This is a genomic window from Marilutibacter maris (assembly GCF_003233695.1).
Taxonomy (GTDB): Bacteria; Pseudomonadota; Gammaproteobacteria; order Xanthomonadales; family Xanthomonadaceae; genus Marilutibacter; species Marilutibacter maris.
On the sequence record NZ_CP029843.1, the window covers coordinates 3,039,060 to 3,051,278 of the forward strand.

The 12,219-nt window shown below is 70.0% G+C and carries 10 protein-coding genes and 1 pseudogene; 2 read left to right on the forward strand and 9 right to left on the reverse strand.

Annotated features, from left to right (window positions below):
• Positions 1–86 precede the first annotated feature (86 nt).
• The 4 genes and pseudogenes from C9I47_RS13515 to C9I47_RS13530 form a co-directional block, all read right to left on the reverse strand.
• A complete protein-coding gene (locus C9I47_RS13515; protein WP_223250140.1) occupies positions 87–2,096 on the reverse strand; it encodes a methyl-accepting chemotaxis protein in 2,010 nt (669 codons plus the stop codon).
• Between the two features lie 74 nt (positions 2,097–2,170).
• Positions 2,171–2,719, reverse strand: a pseudogene (locus tag C9I47_RS13520) (chemotaxis protein CheW); the annotation flags it as partial.
• A 19-nt stretch (positions 2,720–2,738) separates the two neighbouring features.
• Positions 2,739–3,104 (reverse strand): response regulator, encoded by a 366-nt coding sequence (locus tag C9I47_RS13525; protein ID WP_111267215.1) that lies wholly within the window; start codon positions 3,102–3,104, stop codon positions 2,739–2,741.
• A gap of 18 nt (positions 3,105–3,122) precedes the next feature.
• A complete protein-coding gene (locus tag C9I47_RS13530; protein WP_111267216.1) occupies positions 3,123–3,536 on the reverse strand; it encodes a response regulator in 414 nt (137 codons plus the stop codon).
• Between the two features lie 287 nt (positions 3,537–3,823).
• On the opposite strand from C9I47_RS13530, the gene gshB reads away from it, so the two are divergent.
• Together gshB and C9I47_RS13540 are read left to right on the forward strand one after the other, a co-directional pair.
• Positions 3,824–4,786: a glutathione synthase gene (gene gshB / locus C9I47_RS13535; RefSeq protein WP_111267217.1), complete on the forward strand. Its 963-nt coding sequence runs from the start codon at positions 3,824–3,826 to the stop codon at positions 4,784–4,786.
• An 83-nt stretch (positions 4,787–4,869) separates the two neighbouring features.
• On the forward strand, positions 4,870–5,742 hold the full coding sequence (locus C9I47_RS13540) for an energy transducer TonB (RefSeq protein WP_111267218.1): 873 nt from the start codon (positions 4,870–4,872) through the stop codon (positions 5,740–5,742).
• Between the two features lie 221 nt (positions 5,743–5,963).
• Here C9I47_RS13540 and tsaB read toward each other — a convergent pair whose 3' ends face one another.
• From tsaB to mrcB, 5 genes are read right to left on the reverse strand one after another with little or no spacing between them, the layout of a single operon-like run.
• Positions 5,964–6,671, reverse strand: coding sequence for a tRNA (adenosine(37)-N6)-threonylcarbamoyltransferase complex dimerization subunit type 1 TsaB (gene tsaB / locus C9I47_RS13545; protein ID WP_111267219.1), 708 nt, complete (start codon positions 6,669–6,671; stop codon positions 5,964–5,966).
• Positions 6,668–7,084: a VOC family protein gene (locus C9I47_RS13550; RefSeq protein ID WP_111267220.1), complete on the reverse strand. Its 417-nt coding sequence runs from the start codon at positions 7,082–7,084 to the stop codon at positions 6,668–6,670. Before C9I47_RS13550 ends, tsaB begins: the two co-directional genes overlap by 4 nt.
• 11 nt (positions 7,085–7,095) lie before the next feature.
• Entirely contained in the window at positions 7,096–9,153 is a 2,058-nt protein-coding gene (locus tag C9I47_RS13555) for an ATP-dependent DNA helicase (RefSeq protein WP_111268145.1), read from the reverse strand.
• Between the two features lie 15 nt (positions 9,154–9,168).
• Positions 9,169–9,723, reverse strand: coding sequence for a tetratricopeptide repeat protein (locus C9I47_RS13560; RefSeq protein ID WP_145985525.1), 555 nt, complete (start codon positions 9,721–9,723; stop codon positions 9,169–9,171).
• A complete protein-coding gene (gene mrcB / locus C9I47_RS13565) occupies positions 9,720–12,158 on the reverse strand; it encodes a penicillin-binding protein 1B (RefSeq protein ID WP_223250141.1) in 2,439 nt (812 codons plus the stop codon). The genes C9I47_RS13560 and mrcB overlap by 4 nt, the downstream gene beginning before the upstream one ends.
• Positions 12,159–12,219 lie beyond the last annotated feature (61 nt).

The following is a 12,219-nucleotide window of genomic DNA, read 5'->3' on the forward strand; positions in this document are numbered from 1 at the left end:
GCTCCTGCGCGGGGGCGCAACCTCTGCAATGTCTGCGTCCGTGAATCGAACATGCTCGGCTCGCTCATCCTACTGCCGGTCCCGGGTCAGGCCGGGAGCTTGAAGTCTGCAACCGAACGACGCAGATCGGCGGCCAGCTGGGCCAGGTTTCCGATCGACTGGGCCGTCTGGCTGGCGCCCTGCGAGGTCTGTGCGGTGATCGACTGGATGGTGTTCATGGTTTCGGTGATGTTCGACGCCGCGCTGGTCTGCTGCTGCGCCGCGTTGGAGATACCCTGGATCAGCCCGGACAGGTCCGACGACACCTTTTCGATCTCGCCCAGCGCGGTACCCGCGTCCTCGGCCAGTCGCGCACCCGCGACCACTTCGGACGTCGTCTGCTCCATCGAGCTGACAGCTTCGTTGGTATCGGACTGAATTGTCTGGACCAGCGTCTCGATTCGCTTGGTTGCGTTGGACGCGCGTTCCGCGAGTCGCTGCACTTCGTCGGCCACCACCGCGAAGCCGCGGCCCGCCTCACCGGCCGACGCCGCCTGGATCGCCGCGTTCAGCGCCAGGATGTTGGTCTGCTCGGAGATGTCGTTGATCAGTTCAACGATCGAGCCGATCTCCTGCGAGCTTTCGCCCAGCCGCTTGATGCGCTTCGAGGTCTCCTGGATCTGGTCGCGGATGTTGTCCATGCCGGCGATCGTCTGGCGCACCACGCCCGCGCCCTTGGTCGCGATCTGCACCGAACGCTGCGCCACGTCCGCGGACTCGGCGGAGTTGCGCGAGACCTGGTTGATGCTCTGCGCGATTTCGCTGATGCGGCTGGACGCGGAGTTGATCTCCTGGGCCTGGTGCTCGGCGGCCTCGGCCAGGTGCATCGCGGTGGCCTGGGTCTCCTGGGCGCTGGAGGCCACCTGCACCGAGGTGTCGGTAATCGTCTGCACCAGGCTGCGCAGCTGCTCGACCGCGAAGTTGATCGAGTCGGCGATCGCGCCGGTCATGTCCTCGGTCACGGTCGCCTTCACGGTCAGATCGCCTTCCGCGAGCGAACCCATTTCGTCCAGCAGGCGCATGATCGCCTCCTGGTTGCGGTCGTTGAGTTCCTTGGTGGTCAGGTAGCGCTGCTTCTGCGCGGTGTTCAGCGAGACCACCAGCAGGACGATTGCCAGCAGCGCGATCGCACCGGAGACGATGCTGATCCAGATGTTGCCGAGCAGGCTGGTGTCCTTCAGCGAACCGAACGCGGTGAACGCCTGGAACAGGCGATCGCTGCCTTCCAGCAGGGTGTCGGCGCCCTCGGTGATCGTGGTCACCGAAGTCTGGGCCTGGAACAGGTCGGGCGAGGCGGCCAGGATCGCGTCGGCATCCTTCTTCATCTCCGCCCACAGCGCCTCGACCTGACCGAGCGCGGCGACCGCACCGGAGTTGCTCAGCGCGGTGATGTTCGGGTTCTCGGCACCGTTGCGCAGACCGGCCAGGACGTTGTCGAACACCAGCACGTCGCGGGCCAGCGCCTCGCCGGCCATCGACGCGCCGCTGCCGCCGGCCTGGATTTCGGTGATGCGGCGGGCGATGGTGCCCGACAGCACCACCTGGCGCAGGGCGTAGTAGACCTGCGAGGACGGCGAGCCGCTGGACGACATCGCGCGGACCAGCTCGTCGAGGTTGGCCTGCAGCTGCGGCACCTTGGCGCTGAAGTTGTTGGCGTTGCCGGCGAAGCCCAGCACCGCCTGCTCGCTGGCGATCAGCTGGTCGGCGCTCTTGCCCAGCGGCGCCCAGGTCTCGGACACGCTGCGGATCGGCCCGGAAACGCCGTCGGTGCTGCCGAAGTTCGCATTCAGCTCCGACACGTCGGCGTCGATCTCCGACTTGGTGGTCTTGAACGCGTCGAACGCGGCCTGGTCACCGCCGACCGCCGCTCGTCCCTGCACCGCCAACTGCTGCGAGAGCACGCGCAAGTCCGAGGCCGAGGTGCTGGCGCCACCCAGGCGCGAGGCCTTGTAGATCGAGTAGCCGGTATTGAGGCCGAACACCAGCAGGGCGAAACCCAGCACCGTAAGCCAGGTATTGACGCCGTACTGGCGGACCTTGCCTACAGCGTTATTCATGTCACTGCTCATGATTCGACCTCAAGTGCGTTGCGATTGCCTGGTCCGGCAAGATGTTCGGCGCGCGGCATGTCCGACGCGGCCTGCCTGAATTCGGGGGTGCGGGTGAGTCTGTCGAGGCTGAAGATGCCCCAGGTGACGCCGTCGAGCCGATAGGCGCGATCGACGAAGTGCTGGTAGCGGCCGGCGATGGCGACGTTCTCCGCGCCGCCCTCGGCCTCTCCGGCCTCGACCGTGTTCTCCTCGACGAAGCTGCGCTGACCATACAACTCGTCGATCAACACCGCGACGTTGCCGCCGGGCTGTCGGACCAGCAGGATCCGGTGCCCCTCGTGCAGCACCGTCCGCTCGCCCTGCAGGAACTGTTTCAGATCGACCACCGGCAACAGGTTGCCGCGCACGTTGGCCAGGCCGAGCAGCCACGGCTGCGCGCCAGGGACGGGCGTCACCTGCGGCAGGGTCAGGATCTCGACCACCTCGTCGAAATCCGAGGCAAGACGGTGGCTGCCGATGCGGTAGCCGACGCCGCGCCACATGCCCGGCGCGTCGATCTGCTCCGGCAGGCCGACCACGTGCGCAAGGCTGCGGCGCTCGTAGTCGGCCAGCACGTCGAACGGGGTCATCGCTGTCGTCACTGTCGCCTCAATCGCCCAGCAGGTCGTTGATGCGCGCGACCAGCTCGTCCTCGCGCGGCGGCTTGACGATGTAGTCCTTCGCGCCCTGACGCAGGCCCCAGGCCTTGTCCGTATCCATGCCCTTGGTGCTGACGATCAGCACCGGGATGTGCTTGGTGTCGGCGTCGCGCGACAACGCACGCGTCGCCTGGAAACCGTTCATCCCGGGAAGCACGACATCCATCAGCACCAGGTCGGGGCGCTCGCGGCGGCAGACATCGATACCGTCTTCGGCGCTGTCGGATGCCAGCACCTGGTGGCCGTTGCGCTCGAGCAACTGGGTCAGGACCGCCGTATCGGTCGGCGAGTCCTCGATCAAGAGAATGCGTGCCATCGTTGCCCTACCCCCCGGTCAGGCGTTGTGTGCTTCTGTGTGAACGTGTGTGCGGATCGCGCCGAGCAGCTCCTCGCGCGTGAATGGCTTGGTCAGGTACTGCTCGGAACCGACGATCCTGCCGCGCGCCTTGTCGAACAACCCGTCCTTGGATGACAGCATGATCACGGGGGTGCCCTTGAACAGCTGGTTGCTCTTGATCAACGCGCAGGTCTGATACCCATCCAGTCGCGGCATCATGATATCCACGAAGATGATATGCGGCTGCTGGTCGGCGATCTTCGCCAGTGCTTCGAATCCATCGATGGCGGTGACCACGTCACAGCCCTCACGTTTCAGCAACGTCTCTGCGGTGCGTCTGATGGTCTTGGAGTCGTCGATCACCATGACCCTCAAACCATCGAGACTGCCGGTACGGCCCTCGTCAAACATTCCTGCTTCCCCGGGGTTTCCCCATGTGCGGGCACCTGATAGTTATGTCGCGTCTCGCGGTGCCTCGCGATACCCGCCTTTATTCCAAGCCTGACAGCCACTGTCAAGCACAAAGTTCACGACGAAAATGCTAAACAGGCTGGTTTCACGCGAACTTTCGACGCACGGCACCCTTCCGTCGGTTGCCGTCGCGCCGGCGGGTGAGGCCGTCGCCTCGGGCACGCGCCCGCGCTGCCGACCCCTGCTACTATCGCCATCCCTTCGACGCCCCCACGATAGCGCTCGCCATGCCGCTCGACATCGTCGTCGTGATGGACCCCATCGGCTCCATCAAGATCGCCAAGGACTCTACCTTCGCCATGTTGCTGGAAGCGCAGCGGCGCGGACATCGCCTGCTGTACGTACCGCCGGGAGGACTGTCGATGCGGGACGGCCGGCCGATCGCGCAGGTGGCCGGACTGAGCGTGCGCGAGGACGCGACGAGCTGGTTCGAACTGGAACAGGCATCACATATTGAGCTCGGCCACGGCCAGGTCGTGCTGATGCGCAAGGACCCGCCGGTCGACGCCGAGTACATCCACGACACCCAGATCCTCGGCATCGCCCAGCTGGCCGGCGCGCTGATCGTCAACGACCCCCAGGGCCTGCGCGACTACAACGAGAAGCTGGCCGCGCTGCTGTTCCCCGAATGCTGCCCGGCGACCGTGGTCACCCGCGACAACGCGATCCTGAAGGCCTTCGTCGCCGAGCATGGCGAGGCGGTGCTCAAGCCTCTGGATGGCATGGGCGGGCGCTCGATCTTCCGCGCCCGCGCCGGCGAGCCCAACCTCAACGTGATCCTGGAGACCCTGACCGAGGGAGGCAGGCGGCTGGCGATGGCCCAGCGCTACCTGCCGGAGATCGCCGACGGCGACAAGCGCATCCTGCTGATCGACGGCGAGCCGGTCGACTACTGTCTGGCCCGGATCCCGCAGGGCGACGAGTTCCGCGGCAATCTCGCCGCCGGTGGTCGCGGCGAGGCCCGCCCGTTGAGCGAACGCGACCGCTGGATCGCCGCCCGGGTCGGCCCGGAGATGAAGCGCCGCGGCATGCTGTTCGTCGGCCTGGACGTGATCGGCGACTACCTGACCGAGGTCAACGTCACCAGTCCGACCTGCATCCGCGAGATCGACGCCGCCTTCGGCACCAACATCGCCGGCCAGCTGTTCGACGCGATCGAAGCCAGGGCCGCCGCGCAAGCCTCCGCCTAGGGGGCCGCGCGGACGCTCCCCGGCATCCGCCACTGCACTATCCTGTCGCAATCGAGCTTCCAATCCGTCCCGCCGCCCCGCAGATGTCCTCCCTCGCCGCCTCCACGCCAGCCTCCGAAGACGGCCGCCTGACCGCGACCCTGGTGCTGTCGCTGCTGGTCCACGGCGTGCTGTTGCTGGGCGTGGGCTTCGCGCTGGAGCGGGCCGCGCCGGTGGTGCCGACCCTGGACGTGATCCTGACCCAGACCCGCAGCCCGCTGACCCAGGCCCAGGCCGACTTCCTCGCCCAGGCCAGCAACCAGGGCGGCGGCGAGCACGACAAAAGCACCCGCCCGCGCGACAACCAGACCGGTCCGGCGCCGCAGGAGCAGCCCGGAGTGGCGCCGCGCCCGCTGCGCGCGCAGTCGCCGCAGGCGCAGCCGGAGCCGGTCGCACGTGTCATCAGCAGCGCACGCGGCGACACCACCGTCGCGCGCGAGCGCGACACCCCCGATCCCGACACCCTGCCGCTGCCGCCGGGCGAGGAGAAGATCGAGCGCGACATGGCGATGGCGCGGCTGGCGGCCGAGATCCACCTGCGCTCGGAACGCTATGCCAAGCGCCCGAAGCGCAAGTTCGTCTCCGCCAGCACCCAGGAATACGCCTGGGCGAGCTATCTGCGCGAATGGGTCGACCGGGTCGAGCGGATCGGCAATCTGAACTATCCCGACGAAGCGCGCCGGCGCCGGCTCGGCGGCCAGGTCGTGATCAGCGTGGCGATCCGTCGCGACGGATCGGTCGAGCGCTCGGACATCGTCAAGAGCAGCGGCACCCCGCTGCTGGACTCCTCGGCACTGCGCATCGCCCGCCTCGCCGAGCCGTATCCGCCGCTGCCCAGGACCGAGGAGAATCCCGACATTCTCCACGTGACCCGTACCTGGAACTTCCTGCCCGGCGGCGAACTGATCGACGACTGACGCCGCGCTCACCGCTGCGGCACCGCACGAGAATCGCGGCTCACGCCGCTCCTACCGGAGCCGTCGGATGTCTGCAATGCATCGCCGATGCCGGCCATCGCCAGCACGAGGCAAGGCAGGATGTGGCCCAGACCGGGGACCGGCCCGCTCTTCGTAGGAGCGGCGTAAGCCGCGATGGTCCTCACGGGAAAGCCCGGTCGCGGCCAGCGGCCAGGTCCCGTTCACTCGGCGCGCGATTCGCGCAGGGCCTGCTGCTCGGCGAGGGTAAGCGCAACGTTGTTGCGCAGGTAGGCCGGTTCGACCCGCTCCGGCGCGACCGACTCGCCGCGGGCGAACGCCGCCGCGGCGAGACGGGCGACATCGGCGGCGTGCGGCAGTTCCTGGGCGGCGACCGATGCCAGACGGCCGCCCAGTTGCTGGCGAAGCGCGCCCTCGACCGCGTCGAACCCGGTGCCCACGCCGTGCCAGGCCTCCGCGCCTTCCGGAAGCCTCACCTCGATCGGCGGCAACACCGCCTCCTCGCCCTGGCGCGCCAGCGCCTGACCGTCCTGGCGGCGCCGATAGGCGGCCACGTAGACCTCGCCCATGCGCGCGTCTATCGCGGCAAGCACCTGCCCGCCGCTGGAGCGCATCGCCAACGCCTCCAGGGTCGACACAGGCAACAACGGCCGGTCCAGCGCCAGCGCCATGCCCTGTGCCAGCGCGATCGCCAGGCGCACGCCGGTGAACGCCCCCGGACCGCGCCCGACCGCGATCGCATCGAGCTGGCCGCGGGCGACGCCGGCGTCGGCCAGCAGCTGCCCGGCCCACGGCAGGGTCAGCTCGGCATGACGGCGCGGCGCGACCTGGAAACGCTCGACGACCTCGCCATCGAGCCAGAGCGCGACCGAACAGGCCTCGGTCGCGGTCTCGAGCGCCAGCAGCTTCACTCGCCGCTCTCTTCCACGGCCGGCTGCCACAGCTCGACCAGGTGCCCCTCCGGGTCCACGACGTAGCCGAACCGGCCCTGCTCGCCGTCCTCGCTGCGGTCGAGCACGTTGCAACCGGCCGCGCGCAGCGCCTCCAGCATCGCGTCGAGGTCGTCGACGCGGAAGTTGAGCATGAACGGCTTGTCGCTGGGCTTGAAGTACTCACTGCTGGACTTGAACGGCGACCACACCGTGTAGGCGCTGCCGCCGGTGTCCTCGCGGCGCCACGGGAACACCGCTCCGCCCCAGTCCTGCACGCCGACACCGAGGTGCTCGGCGTACCAGGCGGCCAGCGCGCCGGGATCCTCGGCCTTGAAGAACACGCCGCCCAGGCCGTGAACGCGGGGCTTGTCGCGGGCATTGTCGTCAGCCATCGAAGCTCTCCTCAGAACAGGTCGGCACCGCGCGGCGCGGGTGCCTCGAACCCACATTCTCGCCCAAAGAAGGTGCGCACGTCGTCGACGTCGCGGCTGCGCGGCAGTGGCGGCAGCGACTCGAGAAACACCTTGCCGTAGCTGCGCCCGAGCAGGCGCGGGTCGCACAACACCAGCACCCCGCGATCGCGCTCGCTGCGGATCAGACGGCCGGCGCCCTGCTTGAGCGCGATCACCGCCTGCGGCAACTGCTCGTCGCGGAACGGATTGCCGCCGTTGCGGCGGATCGCCTCCAGCCGCGCCTCGAATACCGGGTCGTCGGGGGCGGCGAACGGCAGCTTGTCGATCACCACCACGCTCAGCGCATCGCCGGCGACGTCGACGCCCTCGCGGAAACTGGCCGCCCCCAGCAGCACCCCGTTGCCGGAGGCGCGGAAGCGCTCCAACAACAAGCCACGCGGCGCCTCGCCCTGGACGAACAGCGGCCACGGGCACTCGGAACCTCGCAGCAGCGCGGCCACCTCGCGCAACGCCCGGTGCGAGGCGAACAACAGGAAGGCGCGTCCGCCGGAAGCCTCCAGCACCGGCCGCACCGCATCGACCAGGGCCGTGCCGTAGTCGCGCGACCCCGGATCGGGCATCCGCCGCGGCAGGTAGCACAGCGCCTGGGTCTGCCAGTCGAACGGGCTGGGCGCCAGCAGGGTCTGCGGTTCGGCCAGGCCGAGCTTGTCGGCGTAGTGCCCGAACTGGCCGCCGATCGCGAGCGTGGCCGAGGTGAACACCCACGCCGCCTTCGAACGCTCGCGGTGCTCGGCCAATGGCCCGGCGACATCGAGCGGCGTGCGACTGAGACGGAAACCGCGCGCGGTCAGCTCGTACCAGCGCACGCTGTCGGCGTCGTCCGGCACCTGCGGCGGCATCCGGTCGTCGGGGTCCGCCGGCGGCTGCGCTGGCGCCTCGTCGGCGGCGATGTCGCGCCAGCGCCGCAACCGTGCCGCGTAGTCGCCGGCGCGGAAGGTGCAGGCCTCGAAGCCCGGCGAGGCGCCGCGCAACGGTTCCAGCACCGCCGCCAGCGCGGCCAGCGCCTGCGCCAGCGCCTCCAGCGCGTCCTCGGCAGCGGCCAGCTCGGCGGCGCGCGCGCGGGTGCCGCGCACCGGCAGGTCGTCCATCGCCGCGCGCAGTGCGCGGGTCGCCTGCTCCAGCGCACGCGCCGGTTCCTGCACCGCCGCCAGCGCGCCGGGCACCTCCTTGCACTCGGCCAGGGCGTCGCGCGCCAGCTCCACCAGCGGCCGCGCGCTCAGGGCCTCGCCGAAGAACTGCGAGGCCAGGTCGGGCAACTGATGGGCCTCGTCGACGACGAAGGCCTGGGCACCGGGCAGGATCTCGCCGAAGCCCTCCTGCTTGAGCGCCAGGTCGGCCAGCAGCAGATGATGATTGACCACCACCAGGTCGGCCGATTGCGCCCGCTGGCGGGCCTGGACGACGAAGCAGTCGGAAAAGAACGGGCACTCGCTGCCCAGGCAATTGTCGACCGTCGAGGTCACCACCGGGATCAGCGGCGAATCCTCGCCCAGGCCCTCGACCTCGGCCAGATCGCCCATCCGCGTGCGTCCGGCCCAGGCGACGATGCGCTGGAACTGGGCGGCGATCTCGCGACTGGCGAAACGCGGCTCGCCCTTGGCCTGATGCATCCGGTAGTGGCAGAGGTAGTTCGCGCGCCCCTTCAACAGCGCGGTCTTCAGGCCGACGCCGAGGGCGTCGCGCACGCGCGGCAGGTCGCGGTGATAGAGCTGGTCCTGCAGCGCGCGCGTGCCGGTGGAAACAATGGTCTTGACCCCCGACAGCAACGCCGGCACCAGGTAGGCGAAGGTCTTGCCGGTACCGGTGCCGGCCTCGGCGATCAGGGTGCCCAGCGGCGTGCCGCGCGATTCGAACGCGGTCGCGATCGCCACCGACAGCGCCTGCTGGGCCGGACGCGGCGCGAACGCCTCCAGGTTGCGGGCCAGCGCGCCGCCCTCCTCCAGCGCTTCCCGCGCCGCCCGAGCGAGCCGGGAGTCCTGTTCTGCCATCGCCTCGTCCCGCAATCAGTAACGCGGCGGCGGTGCGACCGTGCAGGCATCGCGTCGCCGTCCGGCCTCTTCGACCGAGACCCTGGGCAGGCCGGCGGTATCGGGCGGACGCGAACCACCCGCGCGGGCGCGCACCACCGTTTCCCAGTTGCGCCGGCACAGCGGGCCGACATCGGTGCCGGCCGCGCGCGCCTGCAGCGCCAGGCGCTCGGCCAAGTCGGTCTGGCCCAGCAACAGCGCGATCTCGGCGCGTTGCTGCAACAGGTTCGGATCCTGCGCCGAAATCTCCAGGGCCTGGTCGAGGCGATCGGCGGCGGCCTGGTACAGGCGGCCGGCCTCCAGCCGCGTGGCCTCCTCGCTGAGGTCGCTGACCTGCGGGTCGCGCAACGGCTGCACGTCCAGCTCGCCGCCGCTGGCGGTGCCGGCGGCACGGATCGCGGCGACCGCGGCCGCGGCATCGAAGTCCGGCGGCGGCGCCCGCTCGGGCGCACGGCTCGCGCAGGCGCCCAGCAGCAGTGAGCAGAGCGCCATCGGCAGGAGCCGGGCGCGGCGATTTCGGAAGCGTTTCATTGCGCGGGCGTCTCCTGCGGCGAGGGCTGCGAGGACGCCTGCTCTTCGTCGCGGTCGCGTCCGAAGCCGAACCAGTCGCGCCAACTCCGGCGGCCCTCGTCTCGCTCCTCCGGTTCCGGCTCGGGCAGCGTGCACGACGCGTACTCGGGGGCGTAGCCGGCGACGAAGGCGAACCGGCGCGCCTCCGGGCAGCCGGCATCGGTGCTGTTGGAGCCGACCACCCACTGCCAGTCCAGACCCTCGTTGCCGACGGTCAGGGTCGCCGTGGGCAGGTTGAGGAAGATGTTCGACCACACCCGCATCGCACCGGTCGCGCCGTACAGGCCGGTCGCCTTGTTCTGGTCGTTGCCGACCCAGACCACCGCCAGATGATCGCCGGTCCAGCCGGCGAACCAGCTGTCGCGGCCGTCGTTGCTGGTGCCGGTCTTGCCGGCCGGGGACAGGTGGCCGAGACCGTCGGCGACCAGGCGCCGGCCGGTGCCGCCACTGACCGCACGCTGCAGCGCGATGGTGATCAGGCGCGCGGCGATCGCATCGCCCTCCTGCGCCGGCGCCGGCGCCTCGTCGTAGCGGTTGAGGGCCTTGCCGCCGGCATCGAGCACGCCGCGCACCGCGTGCAACGGCTGGATCTCGCCGCCGGAGGCCAGGAACTGGTAGGCCTGCGCCATCGCATACGGACTCTGGTCGAGCGACCCCAGGATCAGCGCCGGATTCGGTTCCGCCTCGATCCCGGCCAGGGTCTTGAGCAGGGCCGCGATCCGCTCGGGCGCCACGTCCATGCCGATCCGCACCGTGGCCTGGTTGTAGGAATGCGCCAGCGCGTCGATCAGGCGCACGCTGCCGTGGCTGCGGCCATCGGAGTTGCCGGGCGACCAGGTCTTGCCGCGGCCGAGGGTGACCGTGACCGGCGAGTCGTCCACCCAGCTCGCCAGCGACCAGCGCCCCGGTTGCGCCAGCGCCAGCAGGTTGACGAAGGGCTTGATCAGCGAGCCGACCGGACGCTGCGCCTCGATCGCGCGATTGAAGCCATGGGCGGTGAACTCGCGGCTGCCGACCAGGGCGACCACGTCGCCGTTGTGGACGTCGGTGAGCACCAGGCCCGCCTCCAGCGGCGGCCGGCGCTCGTTGTCCAGCGACTTCAGGGTGCGGGTCACCGCGGCCTCGGCGTAAGCCTGGGCCGACGGCGACATGCCGCTCATCACGCTCAGGCCGGCGCCGGACAGCGCATCGGCCGGATAGTCGCGCGCCAGCTGTCGCCGGATCAGGTCGACATAGGCCGGAAAACGGTTGGCCGACAGGCTGCCGGGGCTGTCGCTGATTCCCAGCGGTGCGTCCAGCGCGCGCTTGTACTCGGTGTCGTCGATCAGGCCGGTCTCGTGCATCTCGCCCAGCACGAAGTTGCGCCGCTGCAGGGCCGACTGCGGGTGCCGGCGCGGATCGTAGGCCGACGGTCCCTTGACGATGCCGACCAGCAGCGCGATCTGCTCGGTGCTCAGGCTCTTGAGGTCGCGCCCGAACCAGAACTCGGCGCCGGCGGCGACGCCGTGCACCGCCTGTGCCCCGCGCTGGCCGAGGTAGACCTGGTTCAGGTAGGCCTCCAGGATCGTGCCCTTCTCGTAGCGGGCCTCGATCAACAGCGCGTAGAGGATCTCCTTGCCCTTGCGGGTGAAGGTCTGTTCGCGGCCGATCCCGAGCAGGCCGCTGCGCGCCAGCTGCTGGGTCAGCGTGCTCGCGCCCTGGCGGGCCCGGCCCGATCGCAGATTGACCCAGGCCGCACGCAGCATGCCGCCGACATCGATGCCGTGGTGATGGGCGAAGTCGCGGTCCTCGACCGCCTGCAGACCGGTCACCAGCAACTCGGGCACGTCGCGGATCCGGACCAGTCGCCGCTCTTCCTGCTTCTGCCCGTACAGGGTCGCGATCCGGGCCGGATCCAGGCGCGCGCGCCTGGTCGCCTTGCCGGTTTCGCCATCGACTCCGACCTCGTGCAGCCGCGACACCCGGCCGCTCGCCAGGGTCAGCTCCAGCCGCCGCGCCGGCACCGCGCCGTCGACATCGTTGAAGCCGCGGCTGGATACCTTCCAGCGGCTGCCGTCGCGCCGGTAGGTGCCCGGCGCCAGGCCGTCGCCCTCGTGGTAGGCGGCGGCATCGAGCTCGGTCTTCAGGGTCGCCGCATCCAGCGCCAACCCCGGTTCGAGCACCAGCGGCCGCGCATACACGCGGGTCGGGATCTGCCACTGCAACTGGCCGAAGCGTTCGCTCACCTCGTGATTGAGGTAGACCGTGTACGGGATCAGGAAGCCCAGGCCCAGCGCCGCCAGCGCCAGCACCGCCGTGACCAGCCGGCGGCGCCACTGCGGGCGCGGCGCGTCGTCGTTGTCGTCTTCGTCGTACTTGGCTTTCTTGTGCGGGTTCCGGGCCACGGCGTGGGACAATGGCGGGGCTGCGCCCCTGAATCGTCCGAGTCTAGCGCAGCCCGACCGCGTCCCAGCGCCG